At 68.2% G+C, this 21,913-nt stretch carries 23 protein-coding genes and 1 riboswitch; of the genes, 12 read left to right on the top strand and 11 right to left on the bottom strand.

Annotated elements, in window-relative coordinates:
• Positions 1 to 66: 66 nt before the first annotated feature.
• Positions 67 to 1,014: a LysR substrate-binding domain-containing protein gene (locus GRX31_RS13590; RefSeq protein ID WP_012204131.1), complete on the bottom strand. Its 948-nt coding sequence runs from the start codon at positions 1,012 to 1,014 to the stop codon at positions 67 to 69.
• Positions 1,015 to 1,243: 229 nt separating this feature from the next.
• Here GRX31_RS13590 and GRX31_RS13585 point away from each other — a divergent pair, with 229 nt between their 5' ends.
• The 5 genes from GRX31_RS13585 (at position 1,244) to GRX31_RS13565 (ending at position 5,722) form a co-directional block, all read left to right on the top strand.
• Positions 1,244 to 2,440, top strand: a complete 1,197-nt coding sequence (locus GRX31_RS13585) for an acyl-CoA dehydrogenase (RefSeq protein WP_016448959.1) — start codon at positions 1,244 to 1,246, stop codon at positions 2,438 to 2,440.
• A 188-nt stretch (positions 2,441 to 2,628) separates the two neighbouring features.
• Entirely contained in the window at positions 2,629 to 3,876 is a 1,248-nt protein-coding gene (locus GRX31_RS13580) for a CaiB/BaiF CoA transferase family protein (protein WP_160853160.1), read from the top strand.
• 141 nt (positions 3,877 to 4,017) lie between these two features.
• Positions 4,018 to 4,992 carry a tripartite tricarboxylate transporter substrate binding protein BugE gene (locus GRX31_RS13575; protein ID WP_016452578.1) on the top strand — a complete coding sequence of 325 codons (975 nt, stop codon included), beginning with the start codon at positions 4,018 to 4,020 and terminating at the stop codon, positions 4,990 to 4,992.
• A 159-nt stretch (positions 4,993 to 5,151) separates the two neighbouring features.
• Positions 5,152 to 5,421, top strand: a complete 270-nt coding sequence (locus tag GRX31_RS13570; protein ID WP_160853158.1) for a type II toxin-antitoxin system RelB/DinJ family antitoxin — start codon at positions 5,152 to 5,154, stop codon at positions 5,419 to 5,421.
• Positions 5,393 to 5,722 (top strand): type II toxin-antitoxin system YafQ family toxin, encoded by a 330-nt coding sequence (locus GRX31_RS13565; RefSeq protein ID WP_160853156.1) that lies wholly within the window; start codon positions 5,393 to 5,395, stop codon positions 5,720 to 5,722. The genes GRX31_RS13570 and GRX31_RS13565 overlap by 29 nt, the downstream gene beginning before the upstream one ends.
• Here the strand turns inward: GRX31_RS13565 and GRX31_RS13560 are convergent.
• Positions 5,719 to 6,585, bottom strand: a complete 867-nt coding sequence (locus tag GRX31_RS13560) for a LysR family transcriptional regulator (protein ID WP_160853154.1) — start codon at positions 6,583 to 6,585, stop codon at positions 5,719 to 5,721. The genes GRX31_RS13565 and GRX31_RS13560 overlap by 4 nt on opposite strands.
• Before the next feature lie 117 nt (positions 6,586 to 6,702).
• Between GRX31_RS13560 and GRX31_RS13555 the strand changes: the two genes are divergently transcribed.
• On the top strand, positions 6,703 to 7,164 hold the full coding sequence (locus tag GRX31_RS13555) for a nucleoside deaminase (RefSeq protein WP_047472795.1): 462 nt from the start codon (positions 6,703 to 6,705) through the stop codon (positions 7,162 to 7,164).
• Between the two features lie 4 nt (positions 7,165 to 7,168).
• On the top strand, positions 7,169 to 8,407 hold the full coding sequence (locus GRX31_RS13550) for a cyanate transporter (RefSeq protein WP_160853152.1): 1,239 nt from the start codon (positions 7,169 to 7,171) through the stop codon (positions 8,405 to 8,407).
• 6 nt (positions 8,408 to 8,413) lie between these two features.
• On the opposite strand, the gene GRX31_RS13545 is transcribed toward GRX31_RS13550, so the two are convergent.
• The 3 genes from GRX31_RS13545 to GRX31_RS13535 all read right to left on the bottom strand — a co-directional run bounded on the left by GRX31_RS13545 (position 8,414) and on the right by GRX31_RS13535 (position 10,863).
• On the bottom strand, positions 8,414 to 9,640 hold the full coding sequence (locus GRX31_RS13545; protein ID WP_160853150.1) for a sugar transporter: 1,227 nt from the start codon (positions 9,638 to 9,640) through the stop codon (positions 8,414 to 8,416).
• 100 nt (positions 9,641 to 9,740) lie between these two features.
• The gene (locus GRX31_RS13540; protein WP_016448965.1) at positions 9,741 to 10,130 is read right to left on the bottom strand and encodes a VOC family protein; all 390 of its coding nucleotides are present in this window, start codon (positions 10,128 to 10,130) and stop codon (positions 9,741 to 9,743) included.
• A gap of 79 nt (positions 10,131 to 10,209) precedes the next feature.
• The gene (locus GRX31_RS13535; protein WP_016448966.1) at positions 10,210 to 10,863 is read right to left on the bottom strand and encodes an NAD(P)-dependent oxidoreductase; all 654 of its coding nucleotides are present in this window, start codon (positions 10,861 to 10,863) and stop codon (positions 10,210 to 10,212) included.
• 123 nt (positions 10,864 to 10,986) lie between these two features.
• Between GRX31_RS13535 and GRX31_RS13530 the strand changes: the two genes are divergently transcribed.
• Positions 10,987 to 11,943, top strand: a complete 957-nt coding sequence (locus GRX31_RS13530) for a LysR family transcriptional regulator (RefSeq protein WP_016448967.1) — start codon at positions 10,987 to 10,989, stop codon at positions 11,941 to 11,943.
• Between the two features lie 47 nt (positions 11,944 to 11,990).
• Here the strand turns inward: GRX31_RS13530 and GRX31_RS13525 are convergent, their stop codons facing one another.
• Positions 11,991 to 13,121: a branched-chain amino acid ABC transporter substrate-binding protein gene (locus tag GRX31_RS13525; protein WP_016448968.1), complete on the bottom strand. Its 1,131-nt coding sequence runs from the start codon at positions 13,119 to 13,121 to the stop codon at positions 11,991 to 11,993.
• Between the two features lie 158 nt (positions 13,122 to 13,279).
• Positions 13,280 to 13,822 (bottom strand): 6,7-dimethyl-8-ribityllumazine synthase, encoded by a 543-nt coding sequence (locus GRX31_RS13520; protein WP_016448969.1) that lies wholly within the window; start codon positions 13,820 to 13,822, stop codon positions 13,280 to 13,282.
• A 109-nt stretch (positions 13,823 to 13,931) separates the two neighbouring features.
• Positions 13,932 to 14,100, bottom strand: a riboswitch (FMN riboswitch).
• Positions 14,101 to 14,378: 278 nt separating this feature from the next.
• Between GRX31_RS13520 and GRX31_RS13515 the strand changes: the two genes are divergently transcribed.
• Entirely contained in the window at positions 14,379 to 15,020 is a 642-nt protein-coding gene (locus tag GRX31_RS13515; protein WP_016448970.1) for a hypothetical protein, read from the top strand.
• 96 nt (positions 15,021 to 15,116) lie between these two features.
• Positions 15,117 to 15,779, top strand: coding sequence for a DUF4124 domain-containing protein (locus GRX31_RS13510; protein WP_160853148.1), 663 nt, complete (start codon positions 15,117 to 15,119; stop codon positions 15,777 to 15,779).
• A 1-nt stretch (position 15,780) separates the two neighbouring features.
• Here the strand turns inward: GRX31_RS13510 and GRX31_RS13505 are convergent, their stop codons facing one another.
• Positions 15,781 to 16,800, bottom strand: coding sequence for an SDR family oxidoreductase (locus tag GRX31_RS13505; RefSeq protein ID WP_016448972.1), 1,020 nt, complete (start codon positions 16,798 to 16,800; stop codon positions 15,781 to 15,783).
• 68 nt (positions 16,801 to 16,868) lie between these two features.
• On the opposite strand from GRX31_RS13505, the gene GRX31_RS13500 reads away from it, so the two are divergent.
• Both GRX31_RS13500 and GRX31_RS13495 read left to right on the top strand, forming a co-directional pair.
• Complete coding sequence (locus tag GRX31_RS13500) at positions 16,869 to 17,921, top strand: CDP-6-deoxy-delta-3,4-glucoseen reductase (protein WP_016452585.1); 1,053 nt, start codon at positions 16,869 to 16,871, stop codon at positions 17,919 to 17,921.
• 100 nt (positions 17,922 to 18,021) lie between these two features.
• A complete protein-coding gene (locus tag GRX31_RS13495; RefSeq protein ID WP_026062233.1) occupies positions 18,022 to 18,990 on the top strand; it encodes a Bug family tripartite tricarboxylate transporter substrate binding protein in 969 nt (322 codons plus the stop codon).
• A gap of 84 nt (positions 18,991 to 19,074) precedes the next feature.
• On the opposite strand, the gene folK is transcribed toward GRX31_RS13495, so the two are convergent.
• The 3 genes from folK to GRX31_RS13480 are packed head-to-tail and all read right to left on the bottom strand — an operon-like array spanning position 19,075 to position 21,846.
• Positions 19,075 to 19,590, bottom strand: a complete 516-nt coding sequence (gene folK / locus GRX31_RS13490) for a 2-amino-4-hydroxy-6-hydroxymethyldihydropteridine diphosphokinase (protein ID WP_016452586.1) — start codon at positions 19,588 to 19,590, stop codon at positions 19,075 to 19,077.
• Entirely contained in the window at positions 19,565 to 21,148 is a 1,584-nt protein-coding gene (gene pcnB / locus GRX31_RS13485; protein ID WP_016448976.1) for a polynucleotide adenylyltransferase PcnB, read from the bottom strand. The genes folK and pcnB overlap by 26 nt, the downstream gene beginning before the upstream one ends.
• Positions 21,145 to 21,846 (bottom strand): HAD family hydrolase, encoded by a 702-nt coding sequence (locus GRX31_RS13480; protein WP_160853146.1) that lies wholly within the window; start codon positions 21,844 to 21,846, stop codon positions 21,145 to 21,147. The genes pcnB and GRX31_RS13480 overlap by 4 nt, the downstream gene beginning before the upstream one ends.
• Positions 21,847 to 21,913 lie beyond the last annotated feature (67 nt).

Raw genomic sequence — 21,913 nt, 5'->3', positions numbered from 1 at the left:
GCCAGCAGCAAGGATAAGTCAGTTAAGTGACTGTCATCGTTGAACAATCCAAAGCCTGCTTAATTTTCAGGCAGGCCGATGCTCCCTGGCGCGCTGCTGCAGCCATGAAGAGAACACGCGCAGGGCGGGCGCGGGCTGCGCATCGGGCGCCAGGGCCGGCGTGACCAGGTAGTAGGCACGGTTGCCGCGCAGCGGCTGGGGGCAGGCAATGATGAGGTCGCCGCGCGCCAGCTCCTGCTCGATCAGCATGGGCGGCATCAGCGCCACGCCCAGGCCCTGGCTGGCGGCCACGGCCAGCATGGAAAACAGCTCCAGCCGCATGCCATCCAGCGCGCGCGGCGCGGCCACGCCCATGGCATCGAACCACTGCTGCCAGCCGTAGGGCCGCGTGCTTTGCTGCAGCAGCGGCATCCGGGCCACGATGTCCGCCCCCACAGGCAGCCAGGCCCGGCCCGGCTCGCGCGCCTGGGCCGTGGCCAGCAGTTGCGGGCTGCACACGGGCACCACCTCTTCGTCCATCAGCCATTGCGCCTGCACACCGGGCCAGCGTGCCACCTGCTCGGGCGTGCCTGCATAGAGCGCAGCGTCGAACACGGTATCGGCAAACAGGAAGGGCCGCGTCTGCACATCGATGTGCACGGTGACCTCGGGATGCTCGCGCGCCAGCTGCGGCAGGCGCGGCAGCAGCCAGCGCGTGGCGAAGGTGGGCACGGCCGCCAGGTTGAGCGGGCCTCCCTCGCCCTGGTGGGCCATGATGTCCAGCGTGTCGCGCTCCAGGCCGTGCAGCCAGCGCGAGACCTGCTGGGCGTACTGCGTGCCGGCCTCCGTCAGCAGCACGCCGTGGCGCGTGCGCCGGAACAGCTGCACGCCCAGGAACTCCTCCAGCGCAATGATCTGGCGCGATACCGCGCTTTGCGTGAGCGACAGCTCCTGCGCCGCACGCGTGTAGCTGATGTGGCGGGCGGCCGACTCGAAGCAGGCAAGGGCTTGGGTGGATGGCAGGGCTCTACGCATATCTCATGAATTCAATGCACTTCAGAGCCTCATATCATAGGGAATAACCCGCAACAACCCATTCATACATGCGTTTTACGCATTCATGGATGAACAAACATCGTTTGCGCCACGCGCAGGCCCGCTTCTAAGATGCGTCGCAACAACGCTCCATGGTCACAGCCTGCCCGGCTTTGGCATATGGCAGCGACCCGCCCTTGACCTCTTTGTTTTTTGGAGAAACCACGCCATGGCCCGCAACAGCTTCCAATGGGATGACCCCTTCCAGCTCGACCAGCAACTGAGCGAAGACGAGCGCATGATCCGCGACGCGGCCCATGCCTACTGCCAGGAGAAGCTGGCACCCCGCGTGCTGGAAATGTTCCGCCATGAAAAGACCGACGTGAGCATCTTCCGCGAGATGGGCGAGCTGGGCCTGCTGGGCCCCACCATCCCCACGCAGTACGGCGGCGCGGGCCTGAACTATGTCAGCTACGGCCTGGTGGCGCGCGAGATCGAGCGCGTGGACTCGGGCTACCGCTCCATGGCCAGCGTGCAAAGCTCGCTGGTGATGGTGCCCATCAATGAATTCGGCACCGAAGACCAGAAGAACAGGTACCTGCCCAAGCTGGCCAGCGGCGAGTTCATCGGCTGCTTCGGCCTGACCGAACCCGACCACGGTTCCGACCCCGGCAGCATGTCCAGCCGCGCCTACAAGGTGGACGGCGGCTACCGCCTCAAGGGCAACAAGATGTGGATCACCAACAGCCCCGTGGCCGACGTGTTCGTGGTCTGGGCCAAGGAAGTGACCGAGGACGGCCATGTGGGCGAGATCCGCGGCTTCATCCTGGACAAGGGCATGAAGGGCCTGTCGGCCCCGGCCATCCACGGCAAGGTGGGCCTGCGCGCCTCCATCACGGGCGAGATCGTGATGGACGATGTCTTCGTCCCCGAGGAAAACGCCTTCCCCGAGGTGCGCGGCCTCAAGGGCCCCTTCACCTGCCTGAACAGCGCACGCTTCGGCATTGCCTGGGGCGCCCTGGGCGCAGCCGAGTTCTGCTGGCACACGGCGCGCCAGTACACGCTGGACCGCAAGCAGTTCGGCCGCCCCCTGGCCGCCAACCAGCTGGTGCAGAAGAAGCTGGCCGACATGCAGACCGAGATCACCCTGGGCCTGCAGGCCGCGCTGCGCGTGGGCCGCATGAAGGACGAGCACCAGAACGTGATCGAGATCACCTCGCTGATCAAGCGCAACAACTGCGGCAAGTCGCTGGACATCGCCCGCATGGCGCGCGACATGATGGGCGGCAACGGCATCAGCGACGAGTTCGGCGTGGCCCGCCATCTGGTCAACCTGGAAGTGGTCAACACCTACGAAGGCACGCACGATGTGCATGCGCTGATCCTGGGCCGGGCGCAGACCGGCATCGCAGCTTTTGCCAACTGACCCCCTGAGGCGCTTCGCGCCTTCCCCCTTCTCGCTTCGCGGAGGGGGACGACGCCCTCGCCGCGAGGCGGCTCTTGCTCGGCGTCCCTGGCCTGTTCCACGCCCATGTCACACGCTATGGGTGATGGAAGCTCAAGCCCTGAGCTGAACTACCAGCGGCATCGGGCGCGCTCATATTTCTCCCTCTCATGTCCTCCACATCCTCCGCGCCGGCCGCATTGGCTGGCATCAAGGTGCTTGATCTTTCCCGCGTGCTGGCCGGGCCCTGGTGCACGCAGACGCTGGCCGACCTGGGTGCCGATGTGATCAAGGTCGAGCGGCCCGTGGCCGGCGATGACACGCGCCACTGGGGGCCTCCGTTCCTGCCGCGCGACGATGGGCAGGCTACGCAGGAGGCCAGTTATTTCACGGCCTGCAACCGCAACAAGCGCTCGGTCACCATCGACATGTCCACCCCCGATGGGCAGCAGCTGATTCGCCAGATGGCGGCCGGGGCCGACGTGCTGGTGGAGAACTTCAAGGTCGGTGGCCTGGCGCAGTACGGGCTGGACTACGAAAGCCTCAAGGCGCTCAACCCGCGCCTGATCTATTGCTCGGTCACGGGTTTCGGCCAGACCGGCCCGTATGCCGAGCGCGCGGGCTACGACCTCATGGTGCAGGCCATGTGCGGGCTGATGAGCATCACCGGCCATGCCGACGAGGCGCCCGGAGGCGGCCCGCTCAAGGTGGGCGTGGCCGTGATCGATGTCTTCACGGGCCTGTATGCCAGCAATGCCATCCTGGCCGCGCTGCATGCGCGCCAGGCCTCGGGCCGGGGCCAGCACATCGACATGGCCCTGCTCGACGTGGGCATGGCCGTGCTGGCCAACCAGGCCGCCGGCTTTCTGGCCACGGGCGAATCGCCGGGCCGCGCCGGCAACATCCACCCCAGCCTGGCGCCCTACCAGGACTTCGCCACGGCCAACGGCAACGTGCTGCTGGCCATTGGCAACGACGGCCAGTTCGCGCGCTTTTGCGCCGCCGTCGGCGAAGCCGGCTGGGCGCAGGACGAGCGCTTTGCCACCAACACCGCGCGCGTGCGCAATCGCCAGGCGCTGCTGGAGCGGATGGTGCCCCTCATGAACACACGCGGCACGGCCGAATGGATTGCGCTGCTGGAAGACAAGGCCGTGCCCTGCGGCCCCATCAACACCATCGCCCAGGCCTTCGACGACCCGCAGGTGCGCGCACGCGGCATACGCGTCGAGCTGCCGCGCGAGGCCGGCGACGGCATCTCGCGCATCGCCGGCGTGGCCAGCCCCATGCGGCTGAGCGACACCCCGCCCGTGCTGCGCAGCGCACCGCCCTCCCTGGGCCAGCACACCGATGAAGTGCTGGGCGAGCTGGGCATTGCGCCCATGGCCATCCAGGCGCTGCGCTCGCGCGGCGTGGTCTGATCGCCTGCGCCAGGCAACACCGCCTCCTCCAAATCTTTTTCCTCAAGCACCGCCATACGAATGTCTTAAAAAAACCCAGCCTTCCCACCCGTCGGTGCCTCACAACAAACGCTCACAACATCCATTCAAGGAGACAACACCATGACTCACACCACTCGCATCGCGCTCGCCGGCATCCTCGGCGCCCTCGCGCTGTCGGGCGCAGCCCATGCCCAGGGCTACCCTGCCAAACCCATCAAGCTGCTCGTGCCCTTCGCGGCCGGCGGCACCACCGACCTGATCGCGCGCATCGTGGCCGAGCCGCTGGGCCGCGCCCTGGGCCAGCCCGTGGTGGTCGAGAACAAGGGCGGCGGCGGCGGCAGCATCGGCGCGGCCGAGACGGCGCGCTCCCAGCCCGACGGCTACAGCCTGGGCATCGCCACCGTGTCCACCACGGCCACCAACCCGGCGATCAACCCCAAGATCCCGTACAACGTGCTGACAGACTTCACGCCCATCGTGAACATCGCGGCCACGCCCAACATCATTGCGGCCCACCCCAAGTTCGCGGGCAAGAACTACCAGGAGTTCCTGGCCGAGGTGAAGAAGAACCCCGGCAAGTACTCCTACGCCTCGCCCGGTAACGGCAGCATCACCCATCTGATGATGGAGATGTTCAAGCTGTCCACGGGCACCGACATCACCCACGTGCCCTACCGTGGCAGCGGCCCCGCGCTGAACGACGCCGTGGCCGGCCAGGTTCCGCTGATCTTCGACAACCTGCCCTCCGCACTGGGCTTCGTCAAGGAAAAGCGCCTGGTGCCCATCGTGGTGGCCGCGCCCCAGCGCCTGGCCGCCCTGCCCGATGTGCCCACCTTCAAGGAAGTGGGCCTGGCCCCCGTCAACCGCATGGCCTACTACGGCATCGTCGGCCCCAAGAACCTGCCGCGCGACATCGTGGACAAGGTCAACGCCGCCACGCGCAAGGTGCTGCAGGACCCGGCCATCAAGAAGCGCATCGAGGAAACCGGCTCGCTGATCGTGGCCGACACGCCCGAGCATTTCTTTGAAGAGATCAAGGCCGAACTGGCGGTCTACAAGGACGTGGTGCAAAAGCAGAACCTGACGATGGATTGAGCCTGCGCGTCTCCACCGACCATCCCCGCCACGGCGGGGATTTTTGTTGGAGGGCTCGAAGGCGGGAGCCGCCAAGCGACATCCCAGCAACCTGCCTGCCTACCTGTCTTCTGCCCTGCGAGATACAATGTATCTCACCCATTTTTGCAGAAGCACACCATGGCAACCACCACCATGATCCACGTGCGCGTGGATGAAGAGATCAAGGCACAGGCCGCCGAAACCCTGGCCGGCATGGGCTTGACGGTGTCGGATGCCGTACGTGTCTTCCTGATGCGCGTGGTGGCCGACCAGCAATTGCCCTTCGACCTCAGGGCACCCAACGCCGAGACGCGCGCAGCCATGCAGGAGGCACGCGCCATGCGCAAGGCACGCTTTGCCACCGCGGACGATTTGCTCCATGACCTCGAAAAAGGCACCGAGCAGTAAGCGCGCAGTCCTTCCCCGCGCATCGGACCGGACCAAGGCTTTCGCCAAGGACTGGGTCCGGCTGTCGCATTCCGGCCGCCATGACATGAAGCGGTTGAAGGAGGCCATGCTGCTGCTGATTGCCAACGATGCCCCCCTGGAGCCTCAGTGGCTTGACCATGTCCTCACCGGCGACTGGGCCGATCACAGGGAGTGCCACGTGGGGGGCGATTTCCTGCTGATCTACCGGCTCGATGGCCAGGGCGCCAACGAATCGATCATTTTCGTGCGAGCCGGCACGCACGCCGAGCTGTTCGACTAAGACACGCCCAGCAACGCCTCGCACACCTCACACAGGCGCCCGGCCAGACGTCGACCCGGCGCCGACAACTGGGCCCGCACGTGCAGTGCCACTTCCACATCAGGCACGGGGGCGAAGCCGGCCATGCCGTCGAGCAGGCGGTGGCCGGGCCCGACCAGTCGGCGCGGCAGCAGGCTGATGCCCAGGCCCTGCTCCACGGCGGCTTCCAGGCTGGCCAGGCTGGCGCTCACATAGGCCAGGCGCCAGCGCCGGCCGGCGGCATCCAGCGCATGCGTCATCTCGCTGCGGTACAGGCCGCCCTGTGGAAACACCACCAAAGGCAAGGGATCCATCCCGTGGCAGGGATGCCGCGCACTGTCTATCCACGCCAGCGGTTCAGGCCAGCGCGCCATGCCGGGCGTGCTGCCGCTGCGCTGCTTGACGATGGCCAGGTCCAGCTCGCCGGACTGGAACTGCTGCCATATCGCCTGCGACAGCCCGCTGCTCAGCTCCAGCCGCAACTGCGGCTGGCTGCGTGCCAGCGCCGCAAAGGCGGGCATCACGGCGCCGGCCGCAAAGTCTTCGGGAACGCCGATGCGCAGCACGGCCTCGGTGGCGCCTGCCAGCTGCTCCACGGCCTCGTCCATGAGCGCGAGGATGCGCTGCGCATAGGCCAGCAGGCGCTCTCCTTCCAGCGTGCATTCCACATGGCGCCCGCTGCGGTCCAGCAGCGTGCAGCCCATTTGCTCCTCCAGCCTGCGGATCTGCTGGCTGACCGTGGACTGGGTCAGGTGCACGCCCTGCGCCGCGCGCGTGAAGCTGCCGGTTTCGGCCACGGCGCAGAAGCTGCGCAGCAGGGTGGGGTCTATGGAAGAGGGTTGCATGGGGCTTGGGCGAATTTCAGTGGCTTTGTCACTGCCTGGCATTTGATCATTTAATTTTCCAATTGATGGCCCCCGTCCTAGACTGCGGCCTCAGCTCCCGATTGCCCAGCCATCCCCATGCAAGAACAAGAACACATCCGCCTGCTGCGCCATGCCGTGCAGCTGGCGCACGACAACCGCCTGCGGGGCGGCCGGCCCTTCGGCGCCCTGCTCGCGCGCGAGGGGCAGATCCTGTCCACGGGCGTCAACGAGATCGTGCAAAGCCATGACCCCAGCGCCCATGCCGAAATGCAGGCGCTGCGCGCGGGCACGCGCGCCCAGGCCAACGTCAGCCTGGCCGGCTGCACCATCTACGCCAGCGGCCACCCCTGCCCCATGTGCCTGGCGGCGCTGGTGATGGCCGGGGCCGAGCAGGTCTTCTTCGCCTTCGACAACGCGGATGCCCAGCCGTATGGTCTGTCCAGCGAGGGCGCCTACCAGCGGCTGCGCATGCCGCTGCAGCCGCCACCGCTGCCCCTGACGCGGCTGGACACGGGCATCACGGCGGCCCAGCTGTACGGCAACGTCCCCTGGGCCTGAAGCCATGTCGTCCATTGCGCCTGCGCACACCGAGACCCCTGCCGCGGCACACGCCATTCCAACGGCGCTGTGGCTGGCCACCGTCGTGCTGGTCACGCTGAACCTGCGCCCGTTTCTCACGGCCATCGGCCCGCTGGGACCGCAGATCCAGTCCGCCACCGGCATGGATCTGTCCACGCTGTCCTGGCTGACCCTGCTGCCCATGGCGTTGATGGGCGTGGGCGCCTGGCTGGCCCCGGCCGCGCTGCGGCGCCTGGGTCCGCGCCGCGCCGTGGTCGGCTCCTTGGCGGTGATTGCGCTGGGCTGCGCGCTGCGCGTGGCGGGCTCCAGTGCGGCCACCCTGCTGGCCACGGCCGCGCTGTGCGGCGCTGGCGTGGCCCTGGTGCAAGGCGTGCTGCCGGGCCTGATCAAGCGCCAGTCGCCCGCACGCACGGCGCAGATGATGGGGCTGTACTCGGCCGCGCTCATGGGCGGCGGCGCCCTGGGCGCCCAGATTTCGCCGCTGGCCGTGCAATGGGGACTGGACTGGCGCCTTGCGCTGGCGCTGTGGACTGCGCCCGCCCTGCTGGCATTGGCGCTGGCGCGGCATGCGCTGCGTGCGTTGCCGGCTCCGGCGCCCATGGCAGGGGCCAACGCCACGCAAGACACCGGCTGGCTGCGCCGGCGCCCGCGCACCTGGATGCTGATGGCCTGCTTCGGCCTCATCAACGGCGGCTATGCGGCCATGGTGGCCTGGCTTGCGCCCTTCTACCAGACGCACGGCTGGAGCCCCGCGCAAAGCGGCGGCCTGGTCGCCCTGCTGTCGGTGGCACAGGCCAGCGCCGCGCTGGGCCTGCCCGTGCTGGCTTCGCGCCAAGCCGACCGGCGGCCATGGCTGGGGTTCACGCTGCTGTGCCAGATCATCGGCCTGGCCGCGCTGGCCTGGTGGCCTGATGCGGCGCCGCTGCTCAACATCGTCATCCTCGGCATCGGCCTGGGTGGCTGCTTCGCGCTGATGATGGTGGTGGCGCTGGACCATCTTCCCCACCCCACGCAGGCCGGGGCGCTCAATGCGCTGATGCAGGGCGGCGGCTTTCTGATTGCGGCGCTGGCGCCCTATGTGATCGCCCGGCTGCACCAGTTCACGGGCGGATTCAGCGCCGGCTGGCTGGCACAGATGGCCGCCGTGCTCGTGGTCTGCGTACTGGTGTCCCGCCTGGCACCGCAGCGCTACGCCCAGGCCGTGCGGGCACCCGGCGGCTGACCCGCTTCAGTGCGCCGTTGCCTGGAAGCCGGCAGACCAGCGCACGAAGACCCAGACGCACCAGGCCAGGCCCAGCGCCACCAGGCCGCCGCCGATCCAGCCGATGTTCTGCATGCCCGCGTGCATGCTGACCTGGCTGCCCAGCAGCGCACCGCCGCCAATGCCGATGTTGAAGATGCCCGAGAACATGGACATGCCCACATCGGTGGCGTCGGCCGCCAGCTTGAGCACCTGGGACTGCATGGCCAGGGCGAAGCAGATCATGGCGACACCCCAGACCGAGCTCATCACATAGAGCGAGGTCTCATGGCCCGAGGCCGGCACCAGCATCAGCAGGCTGGCCGACAGCACGCCAATGGCGGCCAGCAGAAAGCCGCGCGGATGGCGCAGGCCCCACCAGCTGAACATCACGCTGCCCACGATGCCCATGCCGCCGTACAGCAGCAGCACGGCCGTGGTCACCTTGCTCTCGAAGCCCGCGATGTCCTGCACGAAGGGCTCGATATAGCTGTAGGCCGTGAACTGCCCGGTGATCACGACCACCAGCAGGATGTAGATGGACAGCAGCGCCGGACGGCGCAGCAGCATGGGCACGCTGGCCAGGTTGCCCGCGTTCTCGCTGGGCAGGCGCGGCAGCAGCCGGGCCAGGGCCACCATGACGATGGCGGCCACCCCGCCCACGGCCAGGAACGTCGTGCGCCAGCCCAGCCATTCGCCCACGATGCGGCCCAGCGGAATGCCCAGCACCATGGCCATGGAGGTGCCGGTGGCCAGCAGGCTCAGCGCCACGGCCTTCCTTCCGGGCGGCGCCACGCGCACGGCCAGCGAGGCCGTGATGGACCAGAACACCGCATGCGACAGCGCGATGCCGATGCGGCTGACCATGAGCGAGGCAAAGCTCCAGGCCACGCCCGACAGCACATGGCTGGCCACGAACAGCGCGAACACGCCCATCAGCAGCTTGCGCCGCTCCACATTGCGCGTGAGCAGCATGAAGGGCAGCGAGGCCAGGGCCACGATCCAGGCGTAGATGGTCAGCATCAGCCCGACCTGCTCGGTGGGCATGCCAAAGCTCGCGCCAATGCTGCTGAGCAGGCCCACGGGCACGAACTCGGTGGTATTGAAGACGAAGGCGCCCAGCGCCAGCGCAATCACGCTGAGCCAGGCCTGGGCGGCCGTGGGTGTGGATGACGCGGAAACGGAGCCGGCCGCAGCGGAAACGGAAGGGGGCATGGGGAACGTGGGGCCTTTTTTGTTGCAGCGCAATATTGTGCTGCGCCATGCGACCGCCTGATGTCAGCTGCCGCGCAGGCCCCAGTGCCGCCAGGGGGACTCAGGCGGGCGGCAGGTGGCAGACGGCCTCGATGTTGTGGCCGTCGGGGTCGAGCACGAAGGCTGCGTAATAGTCGTCGTGGTAGTGCGGTCGCAGGCCGGGCTCGCCATTGCAGCGCCCGCCTGCGGCCAGGGCGGCCGCGTGGAAATCATCGACCATGTTGCGGTTGTCCACGCGAAAGGCCACATGGATGGGCGGCTGGTTGGGCTCGCCGCCGGTGATCCAGAAATCAGGCTTGGGCGGCTCGCCAAAGCCGGCCGTGTCGCCGTGGCCGGTGAGCTCGGCTGACAGCTCCATCAGGATCTCGTAGCCCAGGGGAGCCAGCGCCCGCGCATAAAACTCCCGGCTGCGGTCGAAGTCCGATACGAGGATTCCCGTGTGGTCGATCATGGCGGCGCTCCTGCCTGTTCGTGACAGGCACCAGCATGCCATGGAGGCCGCCTGCGCACCAGCCGGGAGCCCCCGGTGCTCAGTAAGCGACGGTAAAGCGCTCGCGCAGGTGCAGGCCCTTGTCCAGCGCATCGACCAGGGCCACGGCCAGATCGGCGGCGGAGATGGTGCCGGGCTGGCCGTCGGCCTGCATCAACGGCTCATCCTTGCCCGTGCGGTACTGGCCCGTGCGCTCGCCATGGTCACCCAGGTGCAGGGCAATCGGCGGGCTCAGCATCGTCCAGTCCAGGCCCTGCTCCTTTTGCAGATCGTTGAGGGCATCGCGCGCAGCCGAGGCGCCGGGCTTGATGGCGGCCGGGAACTCGGGAGTGTCCACCAGTTGCCTGCCGGGCGCGATGTAGAGGCTGCCCGCACCGCCCACCACCAGATAGCGCTTGACGCCAGCCGCCTTCGTGCCCGCCACGATGGCGCGCGAGCCGCGCATGAAGTCCTCATAGATGTCGGGATTGCCCCAGCCCGCGTTGTAGGCGCTGACCACGGCGTCCGCGCCTGCCACGGCCCGCTGCACGGCGGCGGCATCCAGCACATCGGCCTGCACGGCGTGCAGATGCGGCTGGGCCGCCAGCCTGGCGGGGTCGCGCACCAGGGCCACGACCTCGTGACCGCGCTGCAGCAGCTCCTTCAATACCGCCGAACCCACAAAGCCGGTTGCGCCAATGAGTGCCACTTTCATCTTCATTCCTTTGCGGCGCCTGGGCGCCTGTTCACGATGGCATTGAGATTACGCCGTTCACAATCGCTGCGGAAGACGGCAGTTTTCACCAACAGCTTGAAGCACCACTTCACAATGCAGCCTATGGACGACTACAAACGCATGGCCGTTTTCGCCGCCGTGGTGCAGCACGGATCGATGAGCGCCGCCGCGCGCGCCCTGGGCATGAGCCCCTCGGCCGTGAGCCAGCAGGTGCGCCAGCTCGAGCGCGACGGCGGCGTCACCCTGCTGCACCGCTCCACCCGGCAGATCGCCCTCACCGACACGGGCGAGCGCTACTACCAGCAGTGCGCCGCCATGGCACAGGCCGCCAGCCAGGCGCGGGCCGAACTGGCCGCCGCGCGCGACGAGCCCGGCGGCGAACTGCGCCTGTCAGCCACCGTGGGCTTTGCGCGCCATATCGCGCCAGCCCTGGGCAGCTGGCTGGCCCGGCATCCGGCACTGCGCCTGCACCTGGATGTGGACGATGCGCCCATCGACCTCATCCAAAGCCGCATCGACCTGGCGCTGCGCTTTGGCCGTCTGGCCGACTCAGGCTGGGCGGCCCGGCGCCTGGGCGCCATGCGCAACTGGCTGTGCGCCTCGCCCGCATGGATACAGGAGCACGGCGGCGGCGCGGCCTGGCGCCACCCGGCACCGCTGGCCAGCGCGCGCTGGCTGGGCCTTGCGCGCGAGGGCCAGGGCCAGGCTCTGCGGGCCGAGGCACGCCACCCGGCCACGGGCGAGACCTACAGCCTGCAGGTGCAGCCCCATGTGGCCAGCAACAACCAACTGTCCCTCCAGCAGATGTGCGAGGCCGGCCTGGGCCTGGCCCTGCTGGGCAGCATGGACGTTGCCGACGCGGTGGCCGAAGGACGCCTGGTGCGCCTGCTGCCCGACTGGGACTTCGGCGGCCTGGACATCTGGGCCGTCACCCCGCAGCGCCAGGCCCAGCCCGCCAAGGTGCGCCAGGCCATTGCCGCGCTGCAGGCCTATCTGGCGCAGTTGCCCGGCGTGGTCGATGCGCCGGCGCAGGCCCCGGCCGAGGTCCCGGGCCGATAAAAAAAGCCCGCACAAGGCGGGCATGAAAACGAAGGGAGGACAGGCTCTCAGTCGAGGGCCGTCTTCTGGCCGTTCTTGAACACGCTCAGCGTGTACGAAGGGTTCTTCATCTCGCCGTTCTTCTCGAAAGCGATCTTGGAGGTCACGCCCGAGTAGTCGGCCTTCTGCAGGAAGGGGATGTAGACCTTGGGGTCCCAGGAGTTGGCGCGCTTCATGGCGTCGGCCAGCATCATGGTGGCGTCGTAGAAGTACGGGCTGTAGACCTGGAACTGACCGGGGTACTTGGCGTCGTAGCGCTTCTTCCATTCCGTGCCGCCAGGCATCTTGGCCAGCGAGGCGCCGCCGTCGGCGCAGATCACGTTGTCCAGCGGCTTGGCGCCGGCGGCCACCTTGGCCAGCTCGGGCACGCACAGGCCGTCGCCGCCGAAGTACTTGGCATCGTTCATGCCCAGCTGGGCCATCTGGCGCAGCATGGGGCCGGCCTGACCATACATGCCGCCGTAGAAGATGCCTTCGGGCTTCTTGGCCTTGATCGAGGTCAGGATGGCCATGAAGTCCGTGGCCTTGTCGTTCGTGAACTCCGAGGCCACGACCTTCACGCCCAGCTTTTCCGCATCCTTCTTGAACACATTGGCCAGGCCCTGGCCGTAGGCCGTGCGGTCATCGATGATGGCCACGGTCTTGAGCTTGAGCGTTTCGGCCGCGTACTTGGCCAGCGCCGCGCCCAGCGCGTTGTCATTGGCAATCACGCGGTAGGTGGTGTTCCAGCCGGGCTTGGTCAGGTCGGGGTTGGTGGCCGCGCCCGTGATCATGGGAATGCCGCAGTCCTGGAAGACCTTGGACGAGGGGATGGCCACGCCCGAGTTGAGGAAGGCCACGGCGCCGGCGACCTTGTCGTCGCACAGCTTCTGCGAAGCGGCCGTGCCCTGCTTGGGATCGGCCACATCGTCTTCGGCCACCAGCTGGAACTTGACCTTCTTGCCGGCGATCTCCATGCCCTTGGCATTGAGGTCGTCAATGGCCATGCGCACGCCGTTCTCGTTGTCCTTGCCGAAATTGGCCTGGGGTCCGGACACGGGGCCGATGTGGCCGATGCGGATCACCTGCTCCTGGGCCATGGCCACGCCACCCATGCCGGCCACGACGGCCGCAATACACAACTTCCGGGACATCTTCATCGCGCACTCCTCAGTTGAAACAGGCCGTCACGTTATTCCCGTCATCGCGGCTTGGCAATGGCGCGTCACGCCGCGTGACGGGACCGCGACACTCGGCCCCAACTCAGTGTTTACGAGAATCCATCCCCAACCAAAGCTGTGCTGGGAGGCTGGCCGGCTCACGCCGCGCGCGCCTGGCCCAGTGCCTGTACCTGCGCCAGCTGGTCCAGCGCCGCCAGGCAGGCATGCGCCACTTCCACGCCCTTCTTCACGAAGTGGGCACGGAAGAACTCCACATGGTCGCCATGTTCGTGGAAATCGCGCGGCGTGAGCACGGCCGAGAACACCGGCACTTCGGTATCGAGCTGCACGCGCATCAGGCCGTCGATCACGGCCGAGGACACGAACTCGTGGCGATAGATGCCGCCGTTGACCACCAGCGCGCAGGCGATGACCGCGTCGAAACGGCCGCTGTCGGCCAGCTTCTTGGCCAGCAGCGGGATCTCGAAGGCGCCGGGCACGTTGAAGTGGCTGATGTTCTGCGCGGCCACTCCCTGGGCCTGCAGCTCGGCCGCCATGGAGTCGCGCGCCTGGTGCACGACATCGGTATGCCAGCTCGCGCAGATCACGGCCACGCGGCTGCGGCCCGCGACGGCCTTCCACGGCGTGCCCGAGGCCGTGCCGTGTGCGGAGAAGTTCAAGGAGACAGGAGTCTGATTCATGGTGCTCTTTCGAGATGAGACAAATGAATCAGGGCGCGCGCCATGGCGCCGCATGGCGCGGCACAGCCCATGGGACAACCATGGGCATGGCGCCTGCCATGCAGGTGCTGCGCGATCTCTTTCATCCGGACTGTGACCGTCGGCTCTGGCATCTCACCAGATCTGCTGACCCCGGCCGGCCTTGCGGCTAGCCGGGCGCTCGCGGGCTGCTGGACACATGCCGAAAGACAGATCCAGATACCGCCGGTGGGGAATTTCACCCCGCCCTGAGAACGCTGCTTTGCGGCGCACGGACTGCGCGCCGCCAAAGACAGCGGCCATTCTAGTCCCGCGCAGATGCCATTGCGGCGATCGGGGCGACCGCAGCCATTGCGCGCTGTGCCTGCGGATTTCATCTGGAAGCACCTACAGCACATGGACCAATTGCTATCAAAATAGAAGTCCCGCTGTCGCCGTCGTTGCCTCGTCAGGACGATCCAGGTCAACCATCGAGGCCTGTCAAACGTCATATGAAGAGATCCAGACAGGAAACACGCCTTTGCCCGGACACCACACCATGACCCGAACCAACGCCTCCCCCACGCAGCAGCGCCCGCAGCCTGGCCTGCGCCCCCTGCGCCTGCTGGCCGGCCTTGGCCTTGCAGCCCTGGTCACCGCCTGCGCCGTGCCGCCCGATGGCTATTCGGACATGGGCTCCGGCTACCCCAGCTATCCCAGCTACCCGTCCTATCCCAGCTATCCGTCGGGCGGCGTCGTCTACCCCTCGTATCCCACGCAACCCGCCTATCCGGACAACGGCTGGTACGAGCGCCAGCGCCTGCAGCGCGAACGTGAGCGCCTGCAATACGAGCGCGAGCGCATCCAGCAGGAACGCAACCGCGATGCCTGGCGTGACCGCCAACAACGCGAGCGTGAAATGCGCGAGCGCGACCGGGACCGTGACCGCCAGGCCCAGGACCGCGACCGCCAGTTGCGCGAGCGCATGCAGGAGCAGCAGCGCCGCGAAGCCGAGCGCCAGCAGCGGGAGCGCGAACGCGACCAGGGCCAGCAGCAGCGCGAGCGCGAACGCCAGCAACGGGACCGGGAGCAGCAGCAGCGTGACCGCGAGCAGCAGCAACGCGCCATCGAGCGCATGCAGCGCGAAAGCCAGGGCGGTGGCAACCCCTACCCCACCCAGGATCCGCGCCACTGGCGCTGAACGGCTGACCGGCGGCATTTCCAGCCCCTGGGCGCCGCACCATAATCGGCAATACACCGCATCCCTGTGCCGCTTGTGATGGGAAAGGAAACCGCCATGCACCGTACCCAAGACCTTTGCCAGCGCCCTGCGCTTGTGCCGATGCTTGTAACGCTGGTGGCGGCGCTCATCGCAGGCCCGGCCTCGGCCCAGGTCATCCGCTGCACGGATGCCAAGACCGGCCGAGTCACTTACACCAACAGCAGTTGCAAGGACGGCGAAAACCGCGTGCAGGTGCAGGAAGCCCCCAGCCCCGAAGAGCTGGAGCGCGAGCGCGCGCAGTCCGCCGCCGCCATAGAGCGCAAGAACCAGCAACTGGCCCGCGAAGAGGCCGAGCGCCGCACGCGTGCCCAGCAGCAGGAGCGCGAGGCACGCAGCCGGCGCGAGCGCGAGAACTCGGCCCAGCGCGACGGCGGCGACTCCCCGGCCTGCCAGCAGGCGCGCCGCCGCCTGGACACCATCCTGGCCGAGGCCAATCCCGATCCCGCCACCTGGGGCCCGCGCAGCCAGGCCGCCCAGCAGCAGATGGAGATGGCCTGCCTGGGCCCCAAGGCCTATGAACAGCTGCAGCAATCGCGCGCATTGCAGCCCAATGCCATCAACCGGCCGTGGATCGTCGGACGCCCCGTGCCGCCGCAGCCGCTGCCGCCTTCGGCCCCCATCTCGCACTGCAACGTGTTCCGCTGCTACGACACCAACGGCGGCATCCTCCCGCGCTGATTCAGGCGCGCAGCCCCTGCTCCACGGTCGGGTAGCGCAATCTCAGGCCCAGCTCCTCCTTCAGGCGCTGGTTGCGCAGGCGGCGTGACTCCCCCATGAAGCTCAGCAGGCTGGCAGGCAGCTCGCGCTGCGCCTGCTCGCGCGTGATGCGTGCGGGGCGCGGCAGTCCATAGAGATCGGCCGCAAGGTCGAAGTAGTCGCCCATGCGCAGCTGCGTATCGTCGCTGGCGTGGTAGATGCGCTGCGGCCGGCCGAGCCACAGCGCCCGCACGCAGGCGCGGGCCAGGTCGTCGGCATGGATGTGGTTGGTATAGACATCCTCTGCGGCGCACAGCAGGGGTGTCCCTCGCAGCAGGCGCCCGCGCGGCGTGCCGTTTTCCCGGTCCGGCGCATAGATGCCCGGGATGCGCAGAATGCTGGCGCGCAGGCCGCCGCGCCCGGCAAAGCGCACGGCTCGCTCGGCGTTCACGCGGCGCTGGGCACGCGCCGTGGCCGGTGCGGGCGGGCGGCTTTCGTCGATCCAGGCGCCCTCGCAGTTGCCATAGACGCCGGAGGTCGAGCCATAGACCAGGCTGGCCGGCCGGCCGCGAAGGCGCAGCACGCGCAGCAAAGCCGTGGTGCGCGGGTCCAGCCACCAGCCATCTTCGCCGGCAGGCGGATTGGGCGGCGGCGCCAGGTGGACGACGCGCGTGGCCAGGCCGGCCAGACGGCGCAGCGTGGCAGGCGCGTCCAGATCGCCCAGCAGCGGCGTGATGCCGCGCCCGCGCAGATCCTGCAGGCGCTCGGCGCCACGCGTCAGGGCCAGCACGCGCGGGCCCCGTCGTGCGGCACCCGAACGGGCGACGGGCGCGCCCGCCAATGCACCAGCCACGCGCAGCCCCACGTCGCCGCAGCCGACGATGAGCACGCGTTCGCGTCGAAAGCGCGCCGGCAGCGCGCCCAATGGGTTTTGGTTTGAGGGCAAAATCCTGGCCTGTTGCGAGGGCGGCCACCCGCGCGCCGCCGGTCGCGGCAGCGGCATGTCCGTCCGGGAAAGAAGATCGCCGGCGCGCTCCACGCGCCGCCAGCGCCCCCGAGGATACCGAGAACATGACCGAGATAGCCAACGCTTCCCACGAAATCACCGTACAGCCCAGCGGCCGCGCCTTCGCCACGCAGGGCAGCGAGACCATCCTGGCCGCCGCCATCCGCTGCGGCGTGGGCCTGCCCTATGGCTGCAAGGACGGTGCCTGCGGCTCCTGCAAGTGCAAGAAGCTGCTCGGCGAGGTCACCCATGGCGCCCACTCGGAAAAAGCGTTGACCGCCCAGGAAGAGGCCGACGGCTATGTGCTGACCTGCTGCGCCACGCCCAGCACCTCGGTGGTGCTGGAGTCGCGCCAGGTGACCGATGCCAGCGCCTTCCCGATCAAGAAGATGCCCGTGCGCGTGGCCACGCTGGAGAAGAAGTCGCACGACGTGATGCAGGTGCGCCTGCAGCTGCCCGCTGCAGACAAGTTCCGCTACCACGCAGGCCAGTACGTGGAATTCATCCTGCGCGACGGCGCCCGCCGCGCCTACTCCATGGCCACGGCCCCCCATGTGCAGGACACGGCACCGGGGCTGGAGCTGCACATCCGCCACATGCCGGGCGGCAAGTTCACCGACCACGTGTTCGGCGCCATGAAGGAAAAGGAAATCCTGCGCGTGGAGGGCCCGTTCGGCAGCTTCTTCCTGCGCGAGGACAGCGACAAGCCCCTCATCTTCCTGGCTTCGGGAACGGGCTTCGCCCCCATCAAGGCACTGCTGGAGCACATCCGCCACAAGGGCATCACCCGCTCCGTCACCCTGTACTGGGGAGGACGCCGGCCCGAGGACCTCTACCTCGACGCCTGGGTGCGCGAGCAGGCCGAGGCCATGCCCCAGCTGTGCTATGTGCCCGTGGTCTCCGACGCGCTGCCGGAAGACGGCTGGAACGGCCGCACGGGCTTCGTGCACCAGGCCGTGCTGGACGACTTTGCCAACTTGTCCGGCCATCAGGTCTATGCCTGCGGTGCGCCCATCGTGGTCGATTCGGCACGCCATGCCTATGTGGAGCAACGCGGCCTGCCGGCGGAAGAGTTCTACGCGGACGCGTTCACCTCCGAGGCCGACAAGGCTTCCTGAGTGCGCAGAAGGTGGCACGGATCAAGCAATACGCAGAAAAACTGCTTCCCATACCTGCGCGCAGCCAGGCGTCGCAATTTTTTTGCACAATAGCGCCCCTATGAACCGTAGAAACAGCCTTCTCTCGGTCATGGCGGCCGCTGCTGCCCTGGCCTCCCCGCTTGCCCTGGCGCAAGAGCCCATCCGCCTGATCGTGCCCTATGCGCCCGGCGGTCCGCTGGACATCACCGCGCGCGCGCTGGCCGAGCGGGTGCGTGACTCCCTGGGGGTGGTGATCATCGACAACAAGGCCGGCGCCGGCGGCAACATCGGCGCCGACGCCATTGCCCGCGCCACGCCGGACGGCATGACCATCGGCCTGGCCGCCACGGCCACCCATGCCGTCAATCCCTGGCTGTACACCAAGATGCCCTACGACGCGGGCAAGGACTTCGCGGGCATCACCCAGATGGTGCGCGTGCCCAACGTGCTGGTGATGAATGCGGCCCGTGCCGAGCAGCTCAAGATCCACAGCGTGGCCGACCTGATCGCCTACGCCAAGTCCCACCCCGGCAAGCTCAACTACGGCAGCGGCGGCAACGGCAGCGCAGGCCACCTGGCCGGCGAAATGCTCAAGCAAAAAGCCGGCATCTTCGCCCTGCACGTGCCCTACCGTGGCGCCAACCCGGCCCAGCTGGCCCTGCTGTCGGGCGAGGTGGACTTCAACATCGACAACCTGGCTGCCGCTGCGCCCAATATCCGCTCGGGCAAGCTCAAGGCGCTGGCCGTGACCTCGCTGAACCCCACCACGCTGCTGCCCGGCGTGCCCGCGCTGTCCAAGACCTTCCCCGGCTTTGCCATCGACACCTGGTGGGGCCTGGTGGCCCCGGCCGGCACGCCCAAGCCCGTGCTGGACAAGCTGAGCCGGGCCTTTGCCGACGCACTGGCCGCGCCCGAGACCAAGACCCGCTTCGAGACCCTGATGGCCGAGCCCGTGTCCTCCACGCCCGCCGAGTTCGACAGGTTCATGGCGGCCGAGCGCGCCAAGTACCAGGCCATCGTCAAGGCCTCCGGAGCGAAGGTGGACTGAGCCGATCCATCGCGTCCCGCCTGGCAAAAAGCCGCAGCCGCCCTCAGGGCGCTGCGGCTTTTTCATTCAGGCCACTGTCGGGATTCAGGCTTGCCGGAGATGCCAGCCAGGCTTGTGCGCCAGGCAGATGCCCTGCCCCGCCACGGCCTGCAGCTGCGCGGGCGTGACGCGCTCAGGCGCGATCTCGGCCAGCGGCACGAGCACGAAGGCGCGCTCGTGCATGCGCGGGTGCGGCACGCTCAGGCGCGGCAGCGCGATGCGCTCGTCGCCCCACAGCTCGATGTCCAGGTCCAGCGTGCGCGGCGCATTGCGGTAGGGGCGCTCGCGCCCGGCCGCCAGTTCGATGGCCTGCAGCGCATCGAGCAGCGCCAGCGGCTGCAGCGTGGTGCGCACGGCGGCCACGGCGTTCAGATAGTCGGGACCGCTGGAATCGATGGGCGCCGTGCTGTAGAGCGAGGAGACGGCCAGCAGGCGCGTGCCCGTCAGGCCGCCGATGGCCTTCAAGGCCTGGCCCAGGGCCTGGCCGCAGTCACCGAGGTTGGCTCCCAGGCCGATGGCGACCCAGTGGCCTGGCTCAGTCATCGCCGCCCATGCCGCCATCGCCCCCGCCCTGGGGCTTGCGGCGGCGGCGCCGCCGCTTCTTGGGCGCTGCAGCCTCCTCGCTGCCAGCCTGTGCCGGTGCGGGATCCTCAGGTTGCACGCCTTCCGCCAGGTTCACGCCATCGCGCGGCTGGCGGACCTTGGGCACGCGGTGCACCTTGGGTTCGGCGCTGCGCTGGCGGGCGCGCTGCTCGTCGCGCGCCTGGGCGATCAGGTCGTCGCGGCGCGCGTCGTCGGCATTCTGGAACTCCTGCCACCAGCTGGCCAGGCTTTCCTCGACCTCGCCGATATCGGCGCGCAGCCGCATGAAATCGAAGCCCGCGCGAAAGCGCGGCTGGGCCACCAGGCTGAACGGCGTGGCGCCCGTGCGCTTGTCGAAGCGCGGCTGCATGACCCAGATCTCGCGCATGTCGGCGGCCAGCTTGCCGCGTCCCGAGACATCGCCGATGCGCTGGTCGAACACTTCGTCGATGGATTCCTGCAGCGCGGGAAACGGGTGCTGACGCTGGTTCAGGCGGCGCTCCCAGCCGGTCTTCACGTCATGCCACAGCACGCAGGCCAGCAGGAAGCTGGGTGCCACGGGCTTGCCTTCCTCGACACGGCGATCGGTATCGGTCAGAGCGGCCTGCACGAAGGGCTGCTCGGCACGCTCGACCACCACATCCAGCAGCGAGTAGATGCCGCGCGCCAGGCCCAGGCCGCGCAATTGCTCCACCGAAGCCAGCGCATGGCCGGTCTGCAGCAGCTTGAGCATTTCATCGAACAGGCGGCTTTGCGGCACATCGGCCAGCAGCGGCTCGCACTCCACCAGGGGCTTGGCCGTCTTGGGCTCGAGCTTGAAGCCCTTGCCCGCCAGCTTGGCGGCGAAGCGCACGGCGCGGATGATGCGCACCGGATCTTCACGGTAGCGCGTGGCCGGGTCGCCAATCATGCGCAGCATGCGCTTCTTGGCGTCGTCAATGCCCTTGTGATAGTCGACCACGATCTGCGTGCGCGGGTCGTAGTACATGGCGTTGATCGTGAAGTCGCGGCGCGTGGCATCCTGGTCCTGCGGACCCCAGACGTTGTCGCGCAGCACGCGGCCGCTGGCGTCCACCGCATGGTGCATGCCGGCGAGCTGGGCCTTGCTGGTGCGCTCGTTGCCGCTCACGGCCTCGGCCGCGCTGTTGTCCAGGAAGGCGCGGAAGGTGGAGACTTCGATGACCTCGTTCTCGCGCCCGCGACCATAGACCACGTGCACGATGCGAAAGCGCTTGCCGATGATGAAGGCGCGGCGGAACAGGCCCTTGACCTGCTCGGGCGTGGCATTGGTGGCCACGTCGAAGTCCTTGGGGCGCAGGCCCAGCAGCAGGTCGCGCACGGCGCCGCCGACGATGTAGGCCTCGTAGCCAGCGTCCTGCAGCGTCTCGACCACGTCGAGGGCACGCCGGTCCACCAGGTTGGGATCGATGCCGTGCACCTGCACGGGCACCTCCTGGCGCTTGCCGAAGGGCGACTTGCGCGCCCGTGGGGCGGCCGAGGCCTTGCCCAGCAGCTTGTCGATGATGTTCTTGATCATGGTGCTTCGCCAAACAGGTCCAGAATGCGCCAGCCACGTTCCTGGGCCAGGGCGCGCAGCCGAGTGTCGGGGTTGGTGGCCACGGGGTGGTCCACGCGCTCGAGCAGGGGAACGTCGTTCCAGGAGTCGCTGTAGAAGAAGGTCTCCACGCCGCTCCACTGCAGGCCGCGCGCATCCAGCCACTGCTGCATGCGCTGCACCTTGCCGCCGCGCATGCTGGGCGTGCCACGGATCTCGCCCGTGAACCAGCCCTGCGCGTCGCGCTCCAGTTCCACCGCGATCAATTCCTGCACGCCGAGGGCGGCGGCGATGGGGCGCGTCACGAACTCGTTGGTGGCCGTGACGATGATGATCTGGTCGCCCGCCTGCTGGTGCGTGCGCAGCAGCTCCAGAGCCTGGGGACGGATGGCGGGGGTGATCACCTCGCGCATGAAGCGCTCGTGCGCCTCGGCGGCCTGCTGCGCGCCACGGGCGCAGAAGGCCTCGGTGGCAAAGCGCACATAGTCGTGCACGTCGAGCGTGCCCGCCTGGTAGTGCGCGAAGAACTCGGCATTGCGGCGGCCGAACTCGACCGGATCGGTCCAGCCGATGCGCGTCGTGAACTCGCCCCACTCATAGTCCGAATCGAGCGGCAGCAGCGTGTGGTCCAGGTCGAACAACGCCAGCCGGGGCCGGAGTTGCTTCTGATCAAAGGTCATGCATATCCTAAAAAAATGGGTCCCGCGCTGCCCTTGCAACGCAGGCTCCGCCGGCTCCCGCAGTCCC

The sequence above is a fragment of the Delftia sp. CH05 genome, from assembly GCF_009827015.1.
In the GTDB taxonomy this organism is placed as follows: Bacteria; Pseudomonadota; Gammaproteobacteria; order Burkholderiales; family Burkholderiaceae_C; genus Comamonas; species Comamonas tsuruhatensis.
Note: the sequence above shows the minus strand (reverse complement) of the source record. Positions and strands in the feature narration are given on the sequence as shown.

Bases quoted from the DNA above. Each gene is read 5' to 3' on its own strand.
- GRX31_RS13590 (WP_012204131.1), bottom strand. From the start codon at position 1,014: ATGCGTAGAGCCCTGCCATCCACCCAAGCCCTTGCCTGCTTCGAGTCG.
- GRX31_RS13585 (WP_016448959.1), top strand. From the start codon at position 1,244: ATGGCCCGCAACAGCTTCCAATGGGATGACCCCTTCCAGCTCGACCAG.
- GRX31_RS13580 (WP_160853160.1), top strand. From the start codon at position 2,629: ATGTCCTCCACATCCTCCGCGCCGGCCGCATTGGCTGGCATCAAGGTG.
- GRX31_RS13575 (WP_016452578.1), top strand. From the start codon at position 4,018: ATGACTCACACCACTCGCATCGCGCTCGCCGGCATCCTCGGCGCCCTC.
- GRX31_RS13570 (WP_160853158.1), top strand. From the start codon at position 5,152: ATGGCAACCACCACCATGATCCACGTGCGCGTGGATGAAGAGATCAAG.
- GRX31_RS13565 (WP_160853156.1), top strand. From the start codon at position 5,393: ATGACCTCGAAAAAGGCACCGAGCAGTAAGCGCGCAGTCCTTCCCCGC.
- GRX31_RS13560 (WP_160853154.1), bottom strand. From the start codon at position 6,585: ATGCAACCCTCTTCCATAGACCCCACCCTGCTGCGCAGCTTCTGCGCC.
- GRX31_RS13555 (WP_047472795.1), top strand. From the start codon at position 6,703: ATGCAAGAACAAGAACACATCCGCCTGCTGCGCCATGCCGTGCAGCTG.
- GRX31_RS13550 (WP_160853152.1), top strand. From the start codon at position 7,169: ATGTCGTCCATTGCGCCTGCGCACACCGAGACCCCTGCCGCGGCACAC.
- GRX31_RS13545 (WP_160853150.1), bottom strand. From the start codon at position 9,640: ATGCCCCCTTCCGTTTCCGCTGCGGCCGGCTCCGTTTCCGCGTCATCC.
- GRX31_RS13540 (WP_016448965.1), bottom strand. From the start codon at position 10,130: ATGATCGACCACACGGGAATCCTCGTATCGGACTTCGACCGCAGCCGG.
- GRX31_RS13535 (WP_016448966.1), bottom strand. From the start codon at position 10,863: ATGAAAGTGGCACTCATTGGCGCAACCGGCTTTGTGGGTTCGGCGGTA.
- GRX31_RS13530 (WP_016448967.1), top strand. From the start codon at position 10,987: ATGGACGACTACAAACGCATGGCCGTTTTCGCCGCCGTGGTGCAGCAC.
- GRX31_RS13525 (WP_016448968.1), bottom strand. From the start codon at position 13,121: ATGAAGATGTCCCGGAAGTTGTGTATTGCGGCCGTCGTGGCCGGCATG.
- GRX31_RS13520 (WP_016448969.1), bottom strand. From the start codon at position 13,822: ATGAATCAGACTCCTGTCTCCTTGAACTTCTCCGCACACGGCACGGCC.
- GRX31_RS13515 (WP_016448970.1), top strand. From the start codon at position 14,379: ATGACCCGAACCAACGCCTCCCCCACGCAGCAGCGCCCGCAGCCTGGC.
- GRX31_RS13510 (WP_160853148.1), top strand. From the start codon at position 15,117: ATGCACCGTACCCAAGACCTTTGCCAGCGCCCTGCGCTTGTGCCGATG.
- GRX31_RS13505 (WP_016448972.1), bottom strand. From the start codon at position 16,800: ATGCCGCTGCCGCGACCGGCGGCGCGCGGGTGGCCGCCCTCGCAACAG.
- GRX31_RS13500 (WP_016452585.1), top strand. From the start codon at position 16,869: ATGACCGAGATAGCCAACGCTTCCCACGAAATCACCGTACAGCCCAGC.
- GRX31_RS13495 (WP_026062233.1), top strand. From the start codon at position 18,022: ATGAACCGTAGAAACAGCCTTCTCTCGGTCATGGCGGCCGCTGCTGCC.
- folK (WP_016452586.1), bottom strand. From the start codon at position 19,590: ATGGCGGCATGGGCGGCGATGACTGAGCCAGGCCACTGGGTCGCCATC.
- pcnB (WP_016448976.1), bottom strand. From the start codon at position 21,148: ATGATCAAGAACATCATCGACAAGCTGCTGGGCAAGGCCTCGGCCGCC.
- GRX31_RS13480 (WP_160853146.1), bottom strand. From the start codon at position 21,846: ATGACCTTTGATCAGAAGCAACTCCGGCCCCGGCTGGCGTTGTTCGAC.